The following is a 23167-nucleotide window of genomic DNA, read 5'->3' as shown; positions in this document are numbered from 1 at the left end:
AGTGTATACCCAACATCATTCGGGTTGCAGACGGCGCCCCCGGCCGCGTACCGGCGTACGTGGCCGGGATGAGTGGTAAGTCAGGCCATCGGCAACATCTTGAATGAAGGGGTATGACCGGGGTTAGAGCAGGAACATTATCTATGTTTGAAAAGCGTCACCGTATTACGCTGTTATTTAACGCCAACAAAGCTTATGACCGCCAGGTAGTTGAAGGTGTCGGCGAGTATCTGCAGGCCTCCCAGTTGGAGTGGGATATCTTTATTGAAGAGGACTTTCGGGCACGCATCGAAAACATCAAAGAGTGGTTGGGCGATGGCGTTATCGCCGACTATGACGATCCCGAAATCGAAAAGCTGCTGGCCGATGTCCACGTGCCCATCGTCGGCGTCGGCGGATCTTATCATCAGCCAGAGCAGTACCCGCCGGTCCACTATATCGCCACCGACAACGCCGCGCTGGTGGAAAGCGCTTTTCTCCATTTAAAGGAAAAAGGGGTGCACCGCTTCGCGTTTTACGGACTCCCCACCTCCAGCGGTAAACGCTGGGCGGTAGAGCGCGAGTATGCCTTCTGCCAGCTGGTCGCGAAGGAGAAGTATCGCGGCGTGGTCTACCAGGGGCTGGAGACAGCGCCGGAGAACTGGCAGCACGCGCAAAACCGGCTCGCCGACTGGCTGCAAACCCTGCCGCCGCAAACCGGCATCATCGCCGTCACCGACGCCCGCGCCCGCCACGTCCTGCAGGCCTGCGAGCTGCTGCATATCCCGGTGCCAGAGAAACTGTGCGTTATCGGCATCGATAACGAGGAGCTAACCCGCTATCTCTCTCGCGTCGCCCTCTCCTCTGTCGCCCAGGGCACCCGCCAGATGGGTTATCAGGCGGCAAAATTACTCCACCGGCTGTTGAATAACGAGGCCCTCCCGCTGCAACGCCAGCTGATCCCGCCGATGCGCGTCGTTGAGCGACGCTCCACCGACTACCGGTCGTTAAACGATCCCTCCGTGATACAGGCGATGCATTACATTCGCAACAATGCCTGCAAAGGCATCAAGGTGGAACAGGTGCTCGACGCCGTGGGCATCTCTCGCTCTAATCTGGAAAAACGCTTCAAAGAGGAGGTCGGGGAGACCATCCACACGGTGATCCACAGCGAAAAACTGGAAAAGGCGCGCAGCCTGCTGGTGTCCACTAGTCTGTCGATCAATGAGATTTCGCAGATGTGCGGCTATCCGTCGCTGCAATATTTCTATTCGGTGTTTAAGAAGGAGTACGACGTGACGCCGAAGGAGTACCGCGATCGGCACAGCGAGGTGATGCTGTAGGGTAAAAAAATGCCCGGCGACAAGGCCGGGCATCCGGATTACAGATGGGCGGCGATGAGCCGCTGATTGTCCTGATACATCGCGAAGAGATAGTTGTTGTAGCTCGACCCTTTGGTCGAATATCCCTTCAGCTTATGAATCATGGTGCTGGCAGTTACTTCCTGATCCGCCTTGCGCAGCTGCAGGCGCGACTTGCGGAAAGAAGAATAGGCCGGGTGGGTGTTCAGGTTTGTTACGTAAGCCTGCACCGACTGCTCTACCGACTCAAACTGCGAGTAACCTTTCATCGCGCCGCGGCAGCGACCGGCGCCGCACTTCATGCCGAACAGGTTGTTATTCTCGCGCGCCAGCCTGGAGGTACCCCAGCCACTTTCCGCCGCCGCCATGGTCGCCACCATGCTGTTCGGAATAATGTCGACACGCTCAAGCAGCGCGTTCCAGGGCACATGACGCGTATTGCCTGACCACTTCACCTTATAGCGGGAAGCGATATCCTTCAGGCGCGCCTTCTCAGTCGGCGACCAGCGAGCATCGTACTGCTTGGAAATAAGCCAGTTACGATCCGCAGTAATCGCCTGATTCTGCTTGGTAATATAAGGCATGACCGTCCGGAGAAACGCTTTTTTCCTTGGTGTTCCGGAAGGGTATTTTCGCAAGTCAGGAAGTGAACTGCTCTTTACACTATTGCGAGAATACTCTTGTTTACTGCTTACCTTAGTACTACTTATCTTCTTTACCGTTGGGGCTTTATGACTCTTTGTCGCTGTGTGCGTTGTCGCCAACACACTACCTGAAAAGATGCAGGTTAGTAACATAAGTATGGCGGCCCCATATCGTCGTATGGGATTCGATATCATCAGGTCTCCTGGTCGGATATATGCATTCCAACACCTTGTTTTTCACAAAAAAACGATAGCTGAATCGCTAATAGTATCAAAAATACGCACTGAGGGCATCAACAGAAATAGTCCAATTCCGAATTGCTGTCATCTGAAATCGGTTTCTGCGGCGCATTGCCAGCGCTAAATTGCTAGCTTCGTCTCATTTTTAGCCTATTTTTTGAGCGGCGTCACTCACCCCTTTTCATCCTCCTGGTAAAACGCGCGTCAGGAGGAGTTCACCCGCGCGGCGACAAGGCACACTAGATAAAAACCGCTCACAGGATCTCGCAATGAAACTCGCTGCGCTTGCCACGTTATTCGTGCCTGGGATGGCCTTTGCCGCCTGGACTACCACCGACTTTCCTGCTTTTACCGAAGAAGGGACCGGCCGATTCATCAGCCAGAAAGTGGTTGAGAAGGGTACACGTCCCCTGCAGCTAAATTTTGACCAGCAGTGCTGGCAGCCTTCCGGCGGCATTAAGCTCAACCAGATGCTGTCCATGGAGCCCTGTCGCGGCACACCGCCGCAATGGCGCATCTTCCGCCAGGGTCTGTATACCCTGGAGGTGGATACCCGTTCCGGCACGCCAACGATGATGATTTCGCTGGAGGAAAAAGAGACCAGCGCCGCGGCGCCGCAGATCCGCCAGTGTCCGAAGTGGGACGGAAAACCTCTGACCATCGACGTCAGCAAAACCTTCGCCGAGGGCAGCAAGGTCCGCGATTTCTACAGCGGTAATGTCGCGACCGTCAGCGGCGGCAAAATCACCCTGCAGCCCGCCTTCGGCAGCAATGGCCTGCTGCTGCTTGAGCGCGCCGAGACGGCCGCCCCGGCGCCGTTTGACTGGCACAATGCCACCGTCTACTTCGTCCTGACCGATCGCTTCGTAAACGGTAACCCGGCCAACGACAACAGCTATGGTCGCCATAAAGACGGCATGCAGGAGATCGGAACCTTCCACGGCGGCGACCTGCAGGGATTAACCAGCAAGCTGGATTATCTGCAGCAGATGGGAGTTAACGCCCTGTGGATCAGCTCCCCGCTCGAGCAGATCCACGGCTGGGTCGGCGGCGGCACGAAGGGCGATTTCCCTCACTACGCCTACCACGGCTATTACACCCAGGACTGGTCGAAACTGGACGCCAACATGGGGACCGAAGCGGATCTCCGCCGACTGGTGGATGAAGCGCATAAGCGCGGAATACGTATTCTGTTCGACGTGGTGATGAACCATGCCGGCTACGCCACCCTGGCCGACATGCAGGAGTTCCAGTTCGGCTCCCTGTATCTGCAAGGAGATGAGCTGAAAAAAACTCTCGGCGAGCGCTGGACGGACTGGAAGCCGGGCGCGGGACAGACCTGGCACAGCTTTAACGACTATATCAACTTCAGCGACAAAGCCGGGTGGGAGAAATGGTGGGGTAAGAAGTGGATCCGCACCGATATCGGCGATTACGACAATCCGGGCTATGACGATCTCACCATGTCGCTGGCCTTCCTGCCGGACCTGAAAACCGAATCGAAGGAGGTCTCAGGCCTGCCGAACTTCTATAACCATAAACCAGACACCGCAGCGAAAGCGATCCCGGGCTATACGCCGCGCGACTATCTGACACACTGGCTGAGCCAGTGGGTACGTGACTACGGCATCGATGGCTTCCGCGTCGATACCGCCAAACATGTGGAGATGGACGCCTGGCAGCAGTTAAAAACCCAGGCCACCGCCGCGCTGGCGGAGTGGAAGAAAGCCAATCCGGATAAAGCGCTGGATGCGGCGCCGTTCTGGATGACCGGCGAAGCCTGGGGACATGGAGTGATGCAGAGCGATTATTATCGCCACGGTTTTGATGCGATGATCAATTTCGACTACCAGGACCAGGCGGCGAAAGCGGCGACCTGTATGGCCAATATTGACCTCACCTGGCAGCAAATGGCGGACAAGCTGCAGAGCTTTAACGTCCTGAGCTACCTCTCCTCGCACGATACGCGGCTGTTCCGCGAAGGCGGCACCACCGCGGCGGAGCTACTGCTGCTGGCCCCTGGCGCCGTGCAGATTTTCTATGGCGACGAATCATCGCGCCCGTTCGGCCCCACCGGCTCGGACCCGCTGCAGGGTACCCGCTCGGAGATGAACTGGCAGGATGTCAACGGCAAGGCGGCCCGCAGCGTTACCCACTGGCAGAAGATCGGCCAGTTCCGCGCTCGCCATCCGGCAATCGGCATGGGCAAACAGACAACGCTGTCGATGTCGCGTGGTTACGGGTTCGTGCGTGAGAGCGGTGAAGACAAAGTGATGGTCATCTGGGCCGGGCAGCAGCAGTAATCCACATGTGGCTCTCCGCCCTGCGGGGAGCCTCCATTCAGCACGAAATGCTAACAAAATAGCAATTTACAGGATAAAGATAAAAAGCCGCCTCCTCCCGCCGATTTGCACCACGCCAGCGCTGGCGTTATGGTTAGCCACTTTCCAGAACCACCGATAGACTATTCGCGATGACATTTTCCCTTTTCGGCGACAAATTCACCCGTCATTCAGGCATCACCCGCTTGATGGAAGACCTTAATGACGGTCTGCGCACGCCGGGCGCTATTATGCTGGGCGGCGGCAACCCCGCTCAGATCCCGGAAATGAATGACTACTTCCAGCAGCTGCTGGCCGACATGCTGGATAATGGCAAAGCCCTTGATGCGCTTTGTAATTATGATGGTCCACAGGGCAAAAGCGAGCTGCTGGCTCTGCTGGCGAATATGCTGCGCGACGAGCTGGGCTGGGAGATCGAACCACAGAATATTGCGCTAACAAACGGCAGTCAGAGCGCATTTTTCTACTTATTTAATCTGTTTGCAGGCCGTCGGGCAGATGGCACCACCCGTAAGGTACTGTTCCCACTGACGCCGGAATATATCGGCTACGCCGATGCCGGTCTGGAAGAGGATCTGTTCGTTGCCACCCGGCCGAACATCGAACTGCTGCCGGAAGGCCAGTTTAAGTACCATGTTGATTTTGAGCATCTGCAGGTGACGGAAGAGACCGGGATGATCTGCGTCTCGCGCCCCACCAACCCGACCGGCAACGTCATCACTGATGAAGAGCTGATCAAACTGGATGCGCTGGCGAATCAGCACGGGGTCCCGCTGGTGATTGATAACGCCTACGGCGTGCCGTTCCCGGGCATTATCTTTAGCGACGCCCGACCGCTGTGGAATCCGAACATCGTGCTGTGTATGAGCCTGTCCAAGCTGGGCCTGCCGGGCAGCCGCTGCGGGATTATCATCGCCAACGAAAAAATCATCACCGCCATCAGCAACATGAACGGTATTATCAGCCTCGCCCCTGGCGGCATCGGGCCGGCAATGATGTGCGAAATGATTAAACGACAGGATCTGCTGCGCCTGTCAGAGACGGTGATCAAGCCCTTCTATTACCAGCGGGTGCAGGAAACCATCGCCATTATTCGCCGCTATCTGCCGGAGGAGCGCTGCCTTATTCACAAACCGGAGGGGGCAATCTTCCTCTGGCTGTGGTTTAAGGATCTGCCGATCTCCACCGAGCTGCTGTATCAGCGGCTGAAAAAGCGCGGCGTGCTGATGGTGCCGGGGGATTACTTCTTCCCTGGTCTGGATAAACCGTGGCCGCACACCCACCAGTGTATGCGCATGAACTATGTACCGGACCCGCAAAAAATCGAAGCCGGAGTGAAAATCCTCGCCGAAGAGGTTGAATTTGCCTGGCGCGAACAGGAAGCATAGTCTCGGACGCCGCGGGCGGGTAACGTTCGTCAGCGACCCCATTCACGCCAGCGCCAGCCGCTGGCGTTTTTGCGCGCATAGCGCTTCCAGCTCCGCGGGAACCATCACCCGCAGCGCCTGCGTCGGGCAGGCGGCCACGCAGGCCGGTCCTTCGGCGCGGTGAGCGCATAGATCGCATTTCAGCGCCTGCGCCTGCTGGTTCATTACCATAACGGTCATCGCGCCGTACGGGCAGGCCACCATGCAGCTTTTGCAGCCGATGCAGCGCCGCTGGTCGACCCACCAGACGTCATTGTCGCGCTGAATCGCCCCCTGTGGGCAAACGCTGGCGCAGGGCGCATCCTCGCACTGCCGACAGGCCATCGCCGTCGATATGTCACCGCTTTTCACCACCCGGATACGCGGCGCGAAATGGTTCGTCGACAGGGCGGCGACATCCTGCGCCTGCTGGTGCGCCACCGCGCAGGCCACTTCGCAGGTACGACAGCCGATGCACCGCTGGGCATTGGCAATAAGAAACTGGTTCATCCTCTGCTCCCTGGGGATAAAACCGCAGGGTGCCAGAATAGTCCCTGCCCGCGCTTTGATCCTGAATGGAATCAGCGCTGTTTTTTGTCAGATGGCCGGCAGGATGTGGTCATTTGCCTGACGCTTCACGCACCGTGAAACCCAGCTCACGCGAAATTGCTTCGGCGGTCTCACGTAGTGGTTTTAACAAGTTCTTTTCGCCAGCTCCCCGGCACGAAGTCCGCCGGGGAGCCGACGTTAATGATTACCGGAACAATGCCTTATCGCGCAGGATATGATCGTTACCGCGACGGCGGGTGAAGCCAATCCGATCGAAATACTCCAGGATCTGGATCGCCAGCTTCCGCCCTACGTTTAAGGTATCGCGGAAATCCGCCGCGCAGGTTGAACCGCGCAGCCGATCCAGCTCGCGCACCCGCTGGGCGAACTGCACAATGCGATCGTTGCGGTAGTAACGATCCTTGACGATCGCGGTAATCATCCCCTGCTGCGCCGCCTGGCGCAGCACCGCGCGCATCAGGGACTCTTCAACATGGACTTCGCGCGCAAGATCGCGCACCCACCACGGATCGTCGCCGAACAGAGTCTCCACCTTCTGCCAGACCGCCTGCTGCTCGTCGGTAAACCCGGCTTTATGCTCCGGCAAATGCAGCCAGCCGTGATGACTGTGGACTAAGCCGCTCTCGCGCATCTGCTCAATCAGCAGCAGCACCAGCGCTTCATCTTCCATCGGCAGCGCGATGCGGCGCAGGCGCTCCCGGCCAGGGCCCGGCTCGTCTCGATGCTGCTCATGGTAGCGCGCAAGGGCATCCAGCAATTTTCGCTGCCAGCGGGCGGCAAGCGGCGCGCTAAGCAGGCGCTGTCCGGCCTGCAGATAGTCCGGTCGCTGGATCAGGGCCGCCATTCCGGCTTCGCTGAGCTGCCGCGCCCAGGCGAAGTGCTCAAGCCGGACGGCATCCCGCTGCAGATGCAGCTCCAGCGCCTGCGCATCGTCAGCGCCGACCGCTGCCAGGGCGTGCAGCCACTGCAGATATTCCGGTTTACGTTTGCCGCGACGCGGAGGATCCAGCGTCACCACCCGTGCGCCCGCCAGCGTCAAGCGAGCAGAGATATCGCGGAGCACCAGCCGGTCGTTATCCGCCAGCCACAGCGGAGTATCCAGCACCAGCTCCGCCAGGTTGCCCTCAAGGAGCGACACCCGGCCGGTAATGTGGCTGGCAGCATGGTGAATATGCAGCGGCTGCCACTGGCTGAGCGGCGTATGGCACTGCAGCTCGACAATCACCCGTTCTGCTGGCTCCGGCGGTGGTGAGGAGAGCAGCCAGTCGCCGCGGTGCACTGCCTCTTTTTGCGCATCGCCGACAATATTCAGCGCAATGCGCTGCCCGGCGTGCGCCTGCTCAACCGCTTGATTCTGGGCATGCAGGCCGCGGACGCGCATCGGCGTGTTGACGCCGGTAAGCCACAGGGTATCCCCGACCCGTACTTCGCCGGAGAGCGCCGTCCCGGTGACCACCAGCCCCGCGCCTTTGACGGTAAAAGCGCGATCCAGCGCCAGGCGAAACCGCTGCTGCTGCGGGCGGGGGCGCTCCGCAAGCTGCAGCAGATGGCTGCGCAGTTCCGCAATACCGATGTTTTCCGCCGCCGCGGTGGGAAAGAAAGCGACGGCGTCAAAGCCCAGCTCGCCCAGGGTCTGCTCGACCTCAGCCTGAACCTCCGCCACCCTGGCGGCCGCCACGCGGTCCGTTTTGGTCAGCGCCACGGTCAGCGTCGGCTTTCCGGTCAACTGCAGGATCGCCAGGTGTTCGCGGGTTTGCGCCATCACCCCGTCATCGCAGGCCACCACCAGCAGCGCATGGTCAATACCCCCCACCCCCGCCAGCATGTTGGACAAAAACTTTTCGTGCCCGGGAACGTCAATAAATCCCAGCACCCGCCCGTCCGGCTGCGGCCAGTAGGCATAGCCGAGATCGATCGTCATTCCCCGCGCTTTCTCTTCCGGCAAACGATCGGCATTCACGCCGGTTATCGCCTGCAGCAGCGTCGTTTTGCCGTGGTCAACATGTCCAGCGGTGGCAATAATCATCGTAACAACATCTCCATAAAGCGGGTTTCATCTTCCAGACAGCGCAGGTCCAGCCAGAGCCGACCGTCATAAATGCGGCCAATCACCGGACACGGCAGCGCGCGCCAGCGGGCCGCCAGCGCCTCCAGCCGGCTACCGCGGCCGTCATGCGGGGTAAAGGTCAACGCCGCGCTGGGCAGGCGGTCGACGGGTAACGAGCCGCTGCCAATCTGCGACTGGCAGGCTGCCACGCTGACGGCAAAATCAGCATAGTGTGCCGCCAGGTCAGGCTGCAGGCGTTCAGCCAGCCGGCGGATCTCCTCCGCCGGACGGGTGAGCAGGCGCAGCGTCGGCAATTTCTCCCTCAGCGCCTCCGGGTGCTGATAGAGGCGCAGCGTAGCCTCCAGCGCCGCGAGGGTCATTTTATCGGCGCGCAGGGCCCGCTTCAGCGGATGGCTTTGCAGCTGGGCAATCAGCGCGCGTTTGCCGACGATAATCCCGGCCTGCGGGCCACCGAGCAGCTTGTCGCCGGAGAAACTGACCAGGCTCACCCCGGCGGCGATCATCTCCTGCGGCATCGGCTCCTTTGGCAGGCCATACTGACTGAGATCCACCAGCGACCCGCTGCCCAGGTCGGCTACCACCGGAACATCCAGTTCGCGACCAATGGCCGCCAACTCCGCTTCGTCGACGGCTTTGGTAAAGCCCTCAATACTGTAGTTGCTGGTGTGGACCTTCATCAGCAGCGCGGTATTGTCATTCACCGCCTGGCGATAATCTTTGGCATGGGTGCGGTTGGTGGTACCCACTTCTTGCAGCTGGCAACCCGCCTGGCGCATCACGTCGGGGATGCGAAATGCCCCGCCGATCTCCACCAGTTCGCCGCGAGAGACCACCACTTCGCGACCGCTGGCGGTGGCCGCCAGCATCAGCAGAACGGCCGCCGCGTTGTTGTTCACGATACAGGCATCTTCCGCGCCGGTGATCTGGCACAGCAGATCGGCAATGGCGCGATCGCGATGGCCGCGCCCGGCGTCGTCGAGATCATATTCGAGCGTCACCGGCGCGCGCATCGCGCTGGCGACCGCCTCCACGGCCGACTCCGCCTGGATGGCGCGCCCCAGATTGGTATGCAATACCGTACCGGTGAGATTAAACACCGGACGCAGGGCGCTCCGCTGGCCGGCGGTGAGCCGCTGCGCGCAGGCGCTCGGCCAGTCATGGCTCCAGTCCGGCAGTGTCTGATACTGGCGGATTTGCTCCCGCGCCTCATCGAGCATCTGGCGCAGCTGCGCCACCACCTGCGAATGGCCGTGCTGCGCCAGCAGGGGAGAAAAAGCGGGGTCGCGTAGTAAGCGGTCAATGGCCGGAAGCCGGGTATAAAGCGCACGAATTTCGGTAGTCATGAATGGGCCTGGCGGTAAGTTATTTTCCCCCCTCCCGACGGGAGAGGGAGTCAACAATCAGCGGCGATTGTAACGCCTCCTTGCGCAAACTGTTACCTGCCTGGGTCAAGTCCGCGGCGGTTCAGTGCGCGCAAAGCTGGCGCGCTGGAACAACGCATCCACCAGCTTCACCAGCTGCGGCCGGGTGGCGCACCAGCCGGGCGCGACCCGGCGAAAGTTCAGATAAGCAATGGCGCAGGCCGTGGAAATGGTCGCCAGATTAACCTCGTCGCCGCGCAGCGTTCCGTCTGCCGCGCAGGCTTCCAGCCTGTCGAGACCGCGAGCCACTTTCTCCCGCTGGCGGAGCAGCTCTTGCTCTGACTGTTGCGCACCCGGGCGAGCCTTTTCACGCACCAGCGCCTGGGCGGCCTCCATCACGCCATCCGCCAGCGCCTCTAGCTGGCGCATCCTGAGAGCGGCTCTGGGGTCGGCGGGGATCATCGGCGGCGCCACGCCCAGCAGCTCCAGATACTGGGCGATGACCGGGGAGTCAAACCAGCACTCACCGTCGTCCGTCACCAGCGCCGGTACCTTGCCCAGCGGGTTATAGCGCGCCACACCGTTGCTTTCGCTGTAGGGGGATTCGTTGACAAACTCAAATGGGATGCGCTTTTCCAGCAGGATCACCGATATTTTGCGCACGAAGGGACTGGTGTAGCTGCCGATCAGTTTCATAGCCTGCTCCTTATCGCCAACAAATTATCGCCAACAAAGATATGAGTATGGCTCAGGGCAGGACAAAAGGCAGGTGAGCGTCCGGCTCAACCTGCCGCCGATCGCATTAATGATCGAGATAGAGGTAGTGCATCCAGCTGGTCATCCGCAGCAGCACTTTACGCATCACCGAGACGTGGGCGAAATGGTCGGAGTAGACCGCCACCTGCGCGTAGATACCATCGGGTAATGCTGATAGCCCTTGTTCAAGCGATCGCGTTCCGTCGACACGCGGGTGGTATTGGCCTGGCCTCAGAGAGCTGCGGCTTGGGGACGTTAATACAGTACAGCGTCGTTACCAGGTTGGCCTGCAGGCGGTCGACTCGCGCCTGATAGGGCGCCGGGTCAATCGTAAATAGCGCCTCGCCTTTCTCGACGCGCTGAGTGGCTCTATCGGTTCGGCTTTACGGGAATTATTTATCTGATTTTATTCAGAATATACTGATATTCGCCCCGCTATTTTGAGGATAATTCACGCCTTTCATTTATGCCATCCGGCGTAAAAAAGTTATTCGGCAATTAAGGTTGCTTAGTTACAGGGTCATCCCGGCGTGGAAGCAAAACCGGGCCGAGATCACAGCGGCGTAAACCCCTCGCGAAATTCTTTGTGATCAAAATCACAAACAAACAACAAAAACACGAAACAAAAATGTGACAAATATCACACAAAAAGGCAGATCAGCGGCTAAAAAGGCGCTGTGTTGTTTTTTTACACAGTAATTTTGTGATCATCATCACTACAAAACCCTCTTAGCCCCCTATATTCATGTGATCCAAATCACATAAAAGGGCGCTGGCTGGACAGCTAAACGATTCAGTGCCAGATTTCGCACTATCAATCAGGGCCCGGCTACCTCTGCCGCCACATTAACAACAAACCTCGGGCTTTAAGCCTGCGCGCTACGCAAAACAGAAGAAGGGGTGTTTTATGTCATCCGATATCAAGATCAAAGTGCAAAGCTTTGGTCGTTTCCTCAGCAATATGGTGATGCCGAATATCGGCGCGTTTATCGCGTGGGGTATCATCACCGCGCTTTTCATTCCGACAGGGTGGTTGCCAAACGAAACGCTGGCGAAGCTGGTCGGTCCGATGATCACCTACCTGCTGCCGCTGCTGATCGGTTACACCGGCGGTAAATTAGTCGGCGGCGAACGTGGCGGCGTGGTCGGGGCGATCACCACCATGGGCGTTATCGTCGGCGCGGATATGCCGATGTTCCTCGGCTCCATGATTGCCGGCCCGCTGGGCGGCTACTGCATCAAGAAATTCGATAACTGGGTAGACGGTAAGATCAAATCCGGTTTTGAAATGCTGGTGAATAACTTCTCCGCCGGCATCATCGGGATGATCCTCGCCATTCTGGCCTTCCTCGGCATCGGCCCGGCGGTCGAAGTTCTGTCGAAAATTCTGGCGGCTGGCGTTAACTTTATGGTGGCGCACGACATGCTGCCGCTGGCGTCTATCTTCGTCGAACCGGCAAAAATCCTGTTCCTTAACAACGCCATCAACCACGGTATCTTCTCGCCGCTGGGTATTCAGCAGTCCCACGAGCTGGGTAAATCCATCTTCTTCCTGATTGAAGCTAACCCGGGTCCAGGGATGGGCGTTCTGCTGGCGTACATGTTCTTTGGCCGCGGCAGCGCAAAACAGTCTGCAGGCGGGGCGGCTATCATCCACTTCCTGGGTGGTATCCATGAAATCTACTTCCCGTACGTGCTGATGAACCCGCGCCTGATCCTGGCCGTTATCCTCGGCGGGATGACCGGTGTCTTCACCCTGACTATCCTCAATGGCGGTCTGGTTTCCCCGGCTTCCCCGGGTTCCATTCTGGCGGTACTGGCGATGACGCCGAAAGGCGCCTACTTCGCTAACATCGCCGCGATTATCGCAGCGATGGCGGTCTCCTTCGTGGTCTCTGCGGTTCTGCTCAAGACCAGCAAAGTCAAAGAAGAAGACGATATCGAAGCCGCAACGCGTCGTATGCATGACATGAAAGCGGAATCCAAAGGCGCCAGCCCGCTGGCGGCCGGTAATGTCACCAACGACCTGAGCCATGTGCGTAAAATCATCGTCGCCTGCGACGCCGGGATGGGTTCCAGCGCCATGGGCGCCGGGGTACTGCGCAAGAAAGTGCAGGATGCCGGGCTGAGCAACATCTCGGTCACCAACAGCGCAATCAATAACCTGCCGCCGGATGTTGACCTGGTCATCACCCACCGCGACCTTACCGAGCGCGCCATGCGCCAGGTACCGCAGGCGCAGCATATTTCGCTGACCAACTTCCTCGACAGCGGTCTGTACACCAGCCTGACCGAGCGCCTGGTCGCGGCCCAGCGCCACATCGACAACGAAGTCAAAGTCACCGATAGCCTGAAAGACAGCTTTGACGATACTAACAACAACCTGTTCCAGCTGGGCGCGGATAACATCTTCCTCGGTCGCAAAGCAGCCACCAAAGAAGAAGCCATTCGCTTCGCCGGTGAGCAGCTGGTGAAAGGCGGCTACGTCGAGCCGGAATATGTGCAGGCGATGCTGGATCGCGAAAAACTGACCTCGACCTATCTCGGCGAGTCCATCGCGGTACCGCACGGCACCATCGAAGCGAAGGACCGCGTGCTGAAAACTAGCGTCGTCTTCTGCCAGTACCCGGAAGGCGTGCGCTTCGGTGAAGAAGAAGATGAAGTCGCGCGTCTGGTCATCGGCATCGCCGCTCGTAATAACGAGCACATTCAGGTTATCACCAGTCTGACTAACGCGCTGGATGACGAAACCGTGATTGAGCGCCTGGCGAAAACCACCAGCGTCGACGAAGTTCTGGCACTGTTAAATAAATAATCAGCGCTATCCAACCCTCTCCTTTGGGAGAGGGTTGGGGTGAGGGGAAAGGCCTCACCCCAGCCCTCTCAGGTGAAAACATTAATTGAAGGTTAATACTATGAAAGCATTACATTTTGGCGCAGGTAATATCGGACGTGGCTTTATCGGTAAATTGCTGGCCGACGCGGGCATCGAACTGACGTTTGCCGATGTCAATCAGACCGTACTTGATGCCCTGAATGCCCGTCATAGCTATCAGGTTCACGTCGTCGGTGAGAATGAGCAGGTGGACACCGTCTCCGGCGTCAATGCCGTCAGCAGCATCGGCGATGAGGTTGTGGACCTGATCGCTGAGGTGGATCTGGTCACCACCGCCGTCGGTCCCGTCGTGCTCGAGCGCATCGCGCCAGCGATCGCCAAAGGGCTGGCACAGCGCAAAGCGCAGGGCAGCGAACGCCCGCTGAACATCATCGCCTGCGAAAATATGGTGCGCGGCACCACGCAGTTAAAAGGCCACGTGTTTAACGCACTGGCGGAAGAAGATAAAGCGTGGGTGGAAGCGCATATCGGCTTTGTCGACTCTGCCGTTGACCGTATTGTGCCGCCATCGGCTTCCGCCACTCATGACCCGCTGGAAGTCACCGTGGAAACCTTTAGCGAATGGATTGTCGATAAGACTCAGTTCAAGGGCGCGCTGCCGACTATCCCGGGGATGGAATTAACTGATAACCTGATGGCATTTGTCGAACGCAAGCTCTTCACCTTGAACACCGGGCATGCTATAACCGCCTACCTCGGAAAACTGGCGGGCCATCAGACGATTCGCGACGCGATCCTCGACAAGAAAATTCGTGCCGTCGTGCAGGGCGCGATGGAAGAGAGCGGCGCGGTGCTGATCAAACGTTACGCCTTTGACCCGCAGAAGCACGCGGCTTATATCCAGAAAATACTTGGCCGTTTCGAGAACCCGTACCTGAAAGACGATGTTGAGCGCGTTGGCCGTCAGCCGCTGCGCAAACTGAGCGCTGGCGACCGTTTAATTAAGCCGCTGCTGGGTACACTGGAATACGGGCTGCCGCACCGCAACCTGGTGAAAGGGATTGCGGCGGCGATGCATTTCCGTAGCGAAGACGATCCGCAGGCGCAGGAGCTGGCGGCACTGATCGCCGACAAGGGGCCGCAGGCCGCGCTGGCGCAGATTTCCGGCCTGGATGCCGCAAGTGATGTCGTCGCGGAGGCCGTTAACGACTACAACGCGGAAAAATGATGCACAACCTGGCGCGACCAACGTCGCGCCCATTACGACTCCTGTCAGATATGCAGGCAATGATGGAAGAAACACAAGCATTTGAAAACCGTGTGCTTGAGCGTCTGAATGCTGGCAAAACCGTACGAAGCTTCCTGATCGCCACCGTCGAGCTGTTAACGGAAGCGGTCAATATTCTGGTGCTTCAGGTGTTCCGTAAAGACGACTACGCGGTGAAATACGCCGTCGAGCCCTTGCTGGAGGGCAGCGGGCCGCTCGGCGATCTCTCTGTACGCCTGAAGCTGATTTATGGCCTTGGGGTGATAAGTCGTGCCGAATATGAAGACGCTGAGCTGCTGATGGCCCTGCGCGAAGAGCTTAACCACGACGGCAATGAGTACAGCTTTACCGACGACGAAATTATCGGTCCGTTCGGCGAGCTGCACTGCGTCGCCGCCCTGCCGCCAACGCCGCAATTTGATGACAGCGATGCCGAACTGCTGGCAATGCAGAAACTGCGTTACCAGCAGATGGTGCGCTCAACGATGGTGCTGTCCCTGACTGAGCTGATTTCACGAATCAGCTTAAAAAAAGCCTTTCAGAAATCAACGCTCTGATTCCGGTTCCGTCTGGTCGCAGGTCGGCCGGTAAAGCTGACGATAATATTCCAGACGCTGCAGGAACAACGCTTCCTTATCCTGAGGAATGTCTCGCGGTACATGCTGCAGACGCGGAGACTTTTTCAAATACTCCATAAACGCCTGACTGGAAGCCATAAAATCAACCGCTTTGTCGATTAAACGTGGTACGCCGTCGCCGATCTTTGCCATCACGTCCTCCTTTTGGGAATAATCTGATTAAGCATTAGCCAATTCACCAGCGTGGGTTAAGGAAAACGTGCTTATCTGCCGACAGGCTTCACAAAAATGAAATTAGAACGGGTATTAGGCGGAATATTAATAAAATTCAAATTATTAGCGATAAATGATATTGCATTCCGCGGGCGACAAACGGCGAATTTTTGATAAATAGCTATCAACAATAGTGGTCACGGCACATACTATAGGCGAATGAAGCCCCTTTATTAACAGATCAAACCACCATGAAAGAAGTCGAAAAGAATGAAATCAAGCGTCTGAGCGATCGTCTCGACGCCATCCGCCACCAGCAGGCCGAGCTGTCGCTGGTGGAAGCCGCCGATAAATATGCTGAACTGGAAAAAGAAAAAGCCACTCTGGAAACGGAGATTGAACGTCTGCGTTCCGTCCAGAGCCAGAAGCTGAGCAAAGAGGCGCAGAAGCTGATGAGCCTGCCGTTCCGCCGCGCGATTACCAAAAAAGAGCAGGCCGATATGGGCAAGCTGAAGAAAAGCGTTCGCGGCCTGGTGGTTGTCCATCCGATGACCGCCCTGGGCCGGGAAATGGGTCTGAAAGAGATGACCGGTTTCGCCCGCAGCGAATTTTGATACCCAGCCCTCTCCGTACGGAGAGGGCTATTCTGTCTTCACTCCCCCACATTTTTACCTTCAGCCGGGTCGATTGGTCCAACCAATAATTTCATCCACCCCCTGGCAGTTCACAAATCCGTCAAAACCCATCACAAACACGTTGCTTAAGAGTAACATCTGATTAACCATTCATTGTCATCAACCCTGATACCCTTAATTGGCCGGGCCAATTTTACCTTCGGTGGGATCGGCAATGAGCGCAGACTCAGCCCTCCTCTCCTGGCGGCCCGATGGAGACCCTGCATGAATCTCTGGCAACAAAACTACGATCCCGCCGGTAATATCTGGCTATCCAGTCTTATCGCATCGCTACCGATTCTGTTTTTCTTTTTTGCGCTGATTAAGCTCAAACTGAAAGGCTACATCGCTGCCACCTGGACCGTCGCAATCGCGCTGGTCGTTGCATTACTGTTCTATAAAATGCCGGTGGACCGCGCCTTAGCCTCGGTGGTCTACGGCTTCTTCTACGGCCTGTGGCCTATCGCGTGGATTATTATCGCCGCGGTCTTCGTCTATAAAATCTCGGTGAAGACCGGACAGTTCGACATCATCCGCTCATCGATTCTGTCGATTACGCCGGACCAGCGCCTGCAGATGCTGATCGTCGGCTTCTCGTTCGGCGCCTTTCTCGAAGGGGCGGCGGGTTTCGGCGCACCGGTGGCGATTACCGCCGCGCTGCTGGTTGGTCTCGGGTTTAACCCGCTGTATGCGGCTGGCCTGTGCCTGATCGTCAACACCGCGCCGGTGGCCTTCGGCGCGATGGGCATCCCGATTCTGGTCGCCGGCCAGGTGACCGGTATCGATAGCTTCGCCATCGGCCAGATGGTGGGCCGCCAGCTGCCGTTCCTGACCATTATCGTGCTGTTCTGGATCATGGCGATTATGGACGGCTGGCGCGGCATTAAAGAGACCTGGCCGGCGGTGATAGTCGCAGGCGGTTCGTTCGCTATTGCCCAGTACCTCAGCTCTAACTTCCTTGGCCCGGAGCTGCCGGATATCATCTCGTCGCTGGTCTCCCTGGTCTGTCTGACCCTGTTCCTCAAACGCTGGCAGCCGGTACGCATCTTCCGCTTCGGCGATCTCGGCGCCTCGCAGGTGGATATGACGCTGGCCCGCACACGCTACACGGCGGGACAAGTGATCCGCGCCTGGTCGCCGTTCCTGTTCCTGACCGCCACCGTGACCCTGTGGAGCGTGCCGCCATTCAAAGCGCTGTTCGCTCCTGGCGGCGCGATGTATGACTTCGTTATCAATATTTCGGTACCATTCCTCGACAAAATGGTTACCCGTATGCCGCCGGTGGTTAGCGCCGCAACGCCCTACGCCGCGGTATATAAATTCGACTGGCTGTCGGCAACCGGCACCGCCATTCTGTTCGCCGCCCTGCTGTCCATCGTCTGGCTGCGCATGAAGCCGAAAGATGCGCTGACCACCTTCGCCGGGACGCTGAAGGATCTGGCGCTGCCGATCTACTCTATCGGCATGGTGCTGGCGTTCGCCTTTATCTCTAACTATTCCGGGCTGTCGTCGACCCTGGCCCTGGCGCTGGCCCATACCGGCCACGCGTTTACCTTCTTCTCGCCGTTCCTTGGCTGGCTGGGGGTATTCCTGACCGGTTCGGACACCTCGTCTAACGCCCTGTTCGCCGCGCTGCAGGCAACGGCGGCGCAGCAGATTGGCGTCTCCGATATTCTGCTGGTCGCGGCTAATACCACCGGCGGCGTTACCGGCAAGATGATTTCCCCGCAGTCGATCGCCATCGCCTGCGCCGCGGTAGGCCTGGTGGGTAAAGAGTCGGATCTGTTCCGCTTTACCGTCAAACACAGCCTGATCTTCACCTGCATGGTGGGGCTGATCACCACGCTGCAGGCCTACGTTTTAACCTGGATGATCCCGTGATAGTGATGCCTAAACGCCTGGCCGACGACGTGGCGCGTCGCGTCCGGGCGCTGATTGAAGAACAACAGCTGGAGGCGGGCATGCGACTGCCCGCCGAGCGCCAGCTCGCCGCCCAGCTCGGCGTCTCACGCAATTCCCTGCGCGAAGCGCTGGCGATGCTGGTCAATGAAGGGGTGCTGTTGAGCCGTCGCGGCGGCGGCACCTTCGTCCGCTTTCAGCATGAGCCGTGGTCAGAGCAAAACATCGTCCAGCCGCTGAAGACGCTGCTGGCCGATGACCCGGACTACAGCTTCGATATCCTCGAAGCTCGCCACGCCATCGAAGCCAGCACCGCGTGGCACGCGGCGATGCGCGCCACCGACGCCGATAAAGAAAAAATTCGTCTGTGCTTTGAAGCGACCCAGAGTGAAGACCCGGATATCGCCTCGCAGGCGGATGTCCGCTTTCACCTGGCGATCGCCGAAGCCTCGCATAACGTGGTGCTCCTGCAAACCATGCGCGGCTTTTTCGACCTGCTGCACTCCTCCGTTAAGCAGAGCCGCCAGCGCATGTATCAGGTGCCGCCGGTGTTTGCCCGCCTGACCGAACAGCACCAGGCCGTCATGGAGGCGATTGTCGCCGGCGACGCCGAGGCGGCGCGCCAGGCGATGATGGGCCACTTAGGCTTTGTCCACGCCACCATCAAACGTTTTGATGAAGACCAGGCCCGCCAGGCGCGAATTACCCGCCTGCCCGGTGACCACAATGAAAATTCCAGGGAGAACTCGTGATGATTATTTCCGCCGCCAGCGACTATCGCGCCGCCGCACAGCGTATCCTGCCGCCGTTTCTGTTCCACTATATTGACGGCGGCGCCTACGCCGAACATACCCTGCGCCGCAACGTCGAGGACCTTTCCGATGTAGCCTTGCGCCAGCGTATTTTGCGCAATATGTCGGACCTGAGTCTGGAAACGACATTATTCAACGAGAAGCTGGCGATGCCGACGGCGTTGGCGCCGGTCGGGCTGTGCGGGATGTACGCCCGCCGCGGCGAAGTGCAGGCCGCCGGCGCGGCGGACGACAAAGGCATTCCGTTCACCCTCTCTACCGTTTCCGTCTGCCCGATCGAAGAGGTCGCCCCGACCATCAAGCGCCCGATGTGGTTCCAGCTGTATGTCCTGCGCGACCGCGGCTTTATGCGCAATGCGCTGGAGCGCGCCAAAGCCGCCGGCTGCTCGACGCTGGTCTTTACCGTCGATATGCCGACTCCCGGCGCCCGCTACCGCGACGCCCATTCAGGCATGAGCGGCCCGAACGCCGCCCTGCGCCGCTACTGGCAGGCCGTCACCCATCCGCAGTGGGCGTGGGACGTCGGCCTTAACGGTCGCCCGCACGATCTGGGCAATATCTCCGCCTATCTCGGCAAACCGACCGGGCTTGAGGATTACATTGGCTGGCTGGCGAATAACTTCGATCCGTCGATTTCATGGAAAGACCTGGAGTGGATCCGCGATTTCTGGGACGGTCCGATGGTGATCAAAGGGATCCTCGATCCGGAGGACGCCCGCGATGCGGTGCGCTTCGGCGCTGACGGCATTGTCGTCTCCAACCACGGCGGCCGCCAGCTCGATGGCGTGCTCTCCTCGGCCCGCGCCCTGCCGGCAATTGCCGACGCGGTGAAAGGCGACATCACTATTCTCGCCGACAGCGGCATCCGTAACGGGCTCGACGTGGTGCGGATGATCGCCCTGGGCGCCGACAGCGTGCTACTGGGCCGCGCTTACCTGTACGCCCTGGCGACCCACGGTAAGCAGGGCGTGGCGAATCTGCTGAACCTCATCGAGAAAGAGATGAAAGTGGCGATGACCCTCACCGGGGCGAAAAGCATCCGTGAAATCAGCCGTGATTCGCTGGTGCAGAACGCGGAAGCGCTGCAGACCTTCGATGCGCTGAAGCAGAATAACGCCGCGTAATTCTCCACGTTTTCCCTTACGCCGCCCCTCTCCCTCAGGGTGAGGGTTCGCCAAATATCTGCTATTCTGCCCCCGCAATTAAGGGGGCAGTATGCTGAACATCGTGTTATTCGAACCAGAGATCCCGCCGAACACCGGGAATATTATCCGCCTGTGCGCCAACACGGGCTTCAGTCTGCATATCATTGAGCCGATGGGCTTCACCTGGGACGATAAACGCCTGAGACGCGCCGGACTGGACTATCACGAGTTCACTGCCGTGCAGCGCTATGCGGATTACGCGGCGTTTGTCGCCAGCGCGCAGCCGCAACGGTTGTTCGCCCTCACAACTAAAGGCACGCCCGCCCACAGCGCGGTAAGCTATCAGGACGGTGATTTCTTGATGTTTGGTCCGGAAACGCGCGGCCTGCCGGCCAGCATCCTCGATGCCCTGCCGCCGGAGCAAAAAATCCGTATTCCGATGATGCCGGACAGCCGCAGCATGAACCTGTCAAACGCGGTGTCGGTGGTGGTGTATGAAGCCTGGCGCCAGCTGGGGTATCCTGGCGCGGTCTTGCGCAGCTAACCTGAGCGGTTCCCGGATTACGGCGCGTTGCGCCTTATCCGGGCTACATTTCTGTGCTTAGCAGCGGCAAATGGCAATACATCAAATCCCGTCGCCGTACTCGAAGGTGTGGTGGATGCCGTTGAAATGCTGATCCATATCCATCGCCGGCTTGTCGCTCTCCGGCTTGCCGACGATACGCGCCGGTACGCCCGCCGCGGTGGTGTGCGGCGGAACCGGCTGCAATACCACCGAACCGGCGCCAATCTTCGCGCCACGCCCGACTTCAATATTGCCGAGGATCTTCGCCCCGGCGCCAATCATTACGCCTTCGCGAATTTTCGGATGACGGTCGCCGCTGGTTTTACCGGTCCCGCCGAGGGTGACCGACTGCAGAATAGAGACGTCATCTTCAATCACCGCCGTTTCGCCGACCACAATGCCGGTGGCATGGTCGAGCATGATCCCGCGGCCGATTTTCGCCGCCGGGTGGATATCCACCTGGAAAGAGACGGAGACCTGATTTTGCAGGAAAATCGCCAGCGCGCGTCGCCCCTGAGTCCACAGCCAGTGGCCGATACGATAGGCCTGCAGGGCATGGAAACCCTTCAGATAGAGCAACGGCGTGGAGTATTTATCCACCGCCGGGTCGCGCGTGCGCACCGCCTGAATATCGCAGGCGGCGGAGGCGATCATTTCCGGATCGGCGGCGTAGGCCTCTTCCACCACTTCGCGAATGGCGATCGCCGGCATAATCGGGGAAGCCAGCTTGTTGGCCAGCATATAGCTCAGCGCGCTGCCGAGATTTTCATGCTTGAGTAGCGTTGCGTGGTAAAAACTGGCGAGCATCGGCTCACAGTCAGCCAAAGCCCGGGCTTCGGCTTTAATATTATTCCAGACGATATCCAGTTCTTCACACGGCATTGCATACTCCAGGCGATATAGTAATGACCTGCCAGTTCTGCGCTGGCAGGGTCATTCAGGTGACAAAGGAAAGCTAATTGCTGCTGCGCTCGTCCTTGCGGGCGCGACCCAATAAGGTCAATGCTGCCTCGCGCGCAATTTTTCCGCAATACAATACCTGATAAATTTCCTCGGTTATTGGCATTTCGACACCTAAACGCTGTGCCAGAACGCGAACTTCCTTGGTATTGCGGTAGCCTTCAACCACCTGGCCAATCTTGTCCTGGGCGCTCTGCACGTCCATACCCTGGCCGAGCATCATGCCGAAGCGACGGTTACGGGACTGGTTGTCGGTGCAGGTGAGCACCAGGTCACCGAGGCCGGCCATGCCCATAAAGGTTTCCGGATCGGCGCCCAGCGCCGCGCCGAGGCGGGACATTTCCACCAGCCCACGGGTAATCAGCGCCGTACGCGCATTGGCGCCGAAGCCGATGCCATCCGACATACCTGCCCCGATGGCAATGACGTTTTTCACCGCGCCGCCGAGCTGCACGCCGATAAAGTCCGGGTTGATGTAGACGCGGAAGCTTTTGCCGCAGTGCAGTAGGCGCTGAAGGTCTTCCGCAAACTGCGGATCCGTGGCCGCCAGCGAAATCGCCGTCGGCAGGCCGGCGGCCAGCTCTTTGGCGAAGGTTGGCCCCGAGATCACCGCCAGCGGAATATCATCGCCCAGCGCTTCACGCGCCACGTCCTGCAGCAGACGGCCAGTTTCGGCCTCCAGGCCTTTGGTGGCCCACACCAGCCGCGCGTCGGAACGCATCAACGGTTTAATCTGGCGTAACACCTGACCGAATACATGGCTCGGCACCACGACAAGGATGTCGCGGCTGGCGGCCAGCGCGGTGGCCAGGTCGCTCTCAAGATGCAGCGTATCCGGGAAAGGCACATCGGGAAGGAACGCGGCGTTGCAGCGATCGTGTTGCAGCGTCGCGATATGTTTCGGGTCATGGCCCCACAGCACAACGTGGTGGCCATTTCTTGCCAGGGTGATGGCAAGAGCGGTGCCGTAAGAGCCGGCACCGATCACAGTCATTGCAGCATTAAGTGCGTTCATCAGGCATCCTGATGTTGTTCAGCACCTTCGCCAGCCTGCTGCTGCAGATAGTTCATGAACAGCGCGTCGAAGTTCACTGGCGCAAGGTTAAGTTGCGGGAAGGTACCGCGGGAAACCAGGCTGGTGATGCACTCGCGCGCGTACGGGAACAGAATGTTCGGGCAGTATGCGCCGAGGCAGTGCGCCATCTGGGTGCCTTCGATGCCGTCGATGGAGAAAATACCGCCCTGCTGTACTTCACAGAGGAACGCGGTTTCTTCGCCCAGCGCAGCGGTCACGGTCACACGCAGCACCACTTCATAAACGCCTTCAGCCAGCTGGGTGGAGGCGGTATCCAGATCAAGTTTAACTTCCGGCTGCCAGTCTTTCTGGAAAACTTGCGGCGCGTTCGGCGCTTCAAAAGAGATATCTTTGGTATAGATACGCTGGATCTGGAAGGTCATTTCGGTGCTGTTTTGTTCTGACATAGTAAAACC

20 protein-coding genes and 3 pseudogenes are annotated in these 23167 nt (G+C 58.7%); 11 read left to right on the top strand and 12 right to left on the bottom strand.

Translation table 11 applies throughout. The annotated features are described in order from the left end of the window. The first annotated feature begins 143 nt into the window (after positions 1-143). Positions 144-1322 carry a D-xylose utilization transcriptional activator XylR gene (xylR, locus tag KB890_RS15290; RefSeq protein ID WP_004145231.1) on the top strand — a complete coding sequence of 393 codons (1179 nt, stop codon included), beginning with the start codon at positions 144-146 and terminating at the stop codon, positions 1320-1322. Positions 1323-1360: 38 nt separating this feature from the next. On the opposite strand, the gene KB890_RS15285 is transcribed toward xylR, so the two are convergent. Next, the gene (locus tag KB890_RS15285) at positions 1361-2179 is read right to left on the bottom strand and encodes a protein bax (RefSeq protein ID WP_004188166.1); all 819 of its coding nucleotides are present in this window, start codon (positions 2177-2179) and stop codon (positions 1361-1363) included. A gap of 314 nt (positions 2180-2493) precedes the next feature. On the opposite strand from KB890_RS15285, the gene KB890_RS15280 reads away from it, so the two are divergent. Together KB890_RS15280 and avtA are read left to right on the top strand one after the other, a co-directional pair. Continuing rightward, on the top strand, positions 2494-4527 hold the full coding sequence (locus tag KB890_RS15280; protein WP_004173926.1) for an alpha-amylase: 2034 nt from the start codon (positions 2494-2496) through the stop codon (positions 4525-4527). 170 nt (positions 4528-4697) lie between these two features. After that, the gene (gene avtA, locus KB890_RS15275) at positions 4698-5954 is read left to right on the top strand and encodes a valine--pyruvate transaminase (RefSeq protein WP_002922359.1); all 1257 of its coding nucleotides are present in this window, start codon (positions 4698-4700) and stop codon (positions 5952-5954) included. Positions 5955-5996: 42 nt separating this feature from the next. Here the strand turns inward: avtA and KB890_RS15270 are convergent, their stop codons facing one another. The 7 genes and pseudogenes from KB890_RS15270 to KB890_RS27585 all read right to left on the bottom strand — a co-directional run. Beyond that, complete coding sequence (locus KB890_RS15270) at positions 5997-6482, bottom strand: 4Fe-4S dicluster domain-containing protein (protein WP_004181517.1); 486 nt, start codon at positions 6480-6482, stop codon at positions 5997-5999. Positions 6483-6591: 109 nt separating this feature from the next. After that, positions 6592-6684: pseudogene (locus KB890_RS15265) on the bottom strand (IclR family transcriptional regulator); the annotation flags it as partial. A gap of 42 nt (positions 6685-6726) precedes the next feature. After that, on the bottom strand, positions 6727-8568 hold the full coding sequence (gene selB / locus KB890_RS15260) for a selenocysteine-specific translation elongation factor (protein WP_004173923.1): 1842 nt from the start codon (positions 8566-8568) through the stop codon (positions 6727-6729). After that, the gene (gene selA, locus KB890_RS15255; protein ID WP_004181518.1) at positions 8565-9953 is read right to left on the bottom strand and encodes an L-seryl-tRNA(Sec) selenium transferase; all 1389 of its coding nucleotides are present in this window, start codon (positions 9951-9953) and stop codon (positions 8565-8567) included. Before selA ends, selB begins: the two co-directional genes overlap by 4 nt. Positions 9954-10058: 105 nt before the next feature. Next, a complete protein-coding gene (locus KB890_RS15250; protein WP_004145238.1) occupies positions 10059-10667 on the bottom strand; it encodes a glutathione S-transferase in 609 nt (202 codons plus the stop codon). Positions 10668-10773: 106 nt separating this feature from the next. Then, positions 10774-10905 (bottom strand): annotated as a pseudogene (locus tag KB890_RS27590) (hypothetical protein); the annotation flags it as partial. Next, a pseudogene (locus KB890_RS27585) lies at positions 10893-11110 on the bottom strand (biotin/lipoyl-binding protein); the annotation flags it as partial. The pseudogenes KB890_RS27590 and KB890_RS27585, both read right to left, overlap by 13 nt. A 524-nt stretch (positions 11111-11634) precedes the next feature. Between KB890_RS27585 and mtlA the strand changes: the two are divergent. The 3 genes from mtlA (at position 11635) to mtlR (ending at position 15387) form a co-directional block, all read left to right on the top strand. Continuing rightward, positions 11635-13542, top strand: a complete 1908-nt coding sequence (gene mtlA, locus KB890_RS15240; protein ID WP_022631263.1) for a PTS mannitol transporter subunit IICBA — start codon at positions 11635-11637, stop codon at positions 13540-13542. 100 nt (positions 13543-13642) lie between these two features. After that, complete coding sequence (mtlD, locus tag KB890_RS15235; RefSeq protein ID WP_004181519.1) at positions 13643-14791, top strand: mannitol-1-phosphate 5-dehydrogenase; 1149 nt, start codon at positions 13643-13645, stop codon at positions 14789-14791. Further along, positions 14791-15387: a mannitol operon repressor MtlR gene (gene mtlR, locus KB890_RS15230; protein WP_002922401.1), complete on the top strand. Its 597-nt coding sequence runs from the start codon at positions 14791-14793 to the stop codon at positions 15385-15387. The genes mtlD and mtlR overlap by 1 nt, the downstream gene beginning before the upstream one ends. On the opposite strand, the gene KB890_RS15225 is transcribed toward mtlR, so the two are convergent. Beyond that, positions 15376-15600: a hypothetical protein gene (locus tag KB890_RS15225; protein ID WP_002922402.1), complete on the bottom strand. Its 225-nt coding sequence runs from the start codon at positions 15598-15600 to the stop codon at positions 15376-15378. The two genes, mtlR and KB890_RS15225, sit on opposite strands and share 12 nt — an antisense overlap. Before the next feature lie 272 nt (positions 15601-15872). Here KB890_RS15225 and KB890_RS15220 point away from each other — a divergent pair, with 272 nt between their 5' ends. The 5 genes from KB890_RS15220 to trmL all read left to right on the top strand — a co-directional run bounded on the left by KB890_RS15220 (position 15873) and on the right by trmL (position 20695). Next, entirely contained in the window at positions 15873-16235 is a 363-nt protein-coding gene (locus KB890_RS15220) for a YibL family ribosome-associated protein (protein ID WP_002922410.1), read from the top strand. Positions 16236-16520: 285 nt separating this feature from the next. Beyond that, entirely contained in the window at positions 16521-18176 is a 1656-nt protein-coding gene (gene lldP / locus KB890_RS15215) for an L-lactate permease (protein ID WP_004181520.1), read from the top strand. Next, a complete protein-coding gene (lldR, locus tag KB890_RS15210) occupies positions 18173-18946 on the top strand; it encodes a transcriptional regulator LldR (protein ID WP_002922415.1) in 774 nt (257 codons plus the stop codon). Before lldP ends, lldR begins: the two co-directional genes overlap by 4 nt. Beyond that, positions 18946-20130: an FMN-dependent L-lactate dehydrogenase LldD gene (lldD, locus tag KB890_RS15205; protein WP_002922420.1), complete on the top strand. Its 1185-nt coding sequence runs from the start codon at positions 18946-18948 to the stop codon at positions 20128-20130. Before lldR ends, lldD begins: the two co-directional genes overlap by 1 nt. 91 nt (positions 20131-20221) lie before the next feature. Beyond that, positions 20222-20695, top strand: coding sequence for a tRNA (uridine(34)/cytosine(34)/5-carboxymethylaminomethyluridine(34)-2'-O)-methyltransferase TrmL (gene trmL / locus KB890_RS15200; protein ID WP_004181521.1), 474 nt, complete (start codon positions 20222-20224; stop codon positions 20693-20695). Positions 20696-20776: 81 nt separating this feature from the next. Here the strand turns inward: trmL and cysE are convergent, their stop codons facing one another. The 3 genes from cysE to secB all read right to left on the bottom strand — a co-directional run bounded on the left by cysE (position 20777) and on the right by secB (position 23158). Next, positions 20777-21598 carry a serine O-acetyltransferase gene (gene cysE / locus KB890_RS15195; RefSeq protein ID WP_002922426.1) on the bottom strand — a complete coding sequence of 274 codons (822 nt, stop codon included), beginning with the start codon at positions 21596-21598 and terminating at the stop codon, positions 20777-20779. 73 nt (positions 21599-21671) lie between these two features. Beyond that, positions 21672-22691 (bottom strand): NAD(P)H-dependent glycerol-3-phosphate dehydrogenase, encoded by a 1020-nt coding sequence (gpsA, locus tag KB890_RS15190; protein ID WP_002922427.1) that lies wholly within the window; start codon positions 22689-22691, stop codon positions 21672-21674. After that, on the bottom strand, positions 22691-23158 hold the full coding sequence (gene secB / locus KB890_RS15185) for a protein-export chaperone SecB (RefSeq protein ID WP_002922428.1): 468 nt from the start codon (positions 23156-23158) through the stop codon (positions 22691-22693). The genes gpsA and secB overlap by 1 nt, the downstream gene beginning before the upstream one ends. Between the last annotated feature and the right edge of the window lie 9 nt (positions 23159-23167).

The sequence above is a fragment of the Klebsiella sp. P1954 genome (genome assembly GCF_018199955.1).
Classification (GTDB): Bacteria; Pseudomonadota; Gammaproteobacteria; order Enterobacterales; family Enterobacteriaceae; genus Klebsiella; species Klebsiella pneumoniae.
This window is presented reverse-complemented; position numbering and strand designations above follow the sequence as displayed.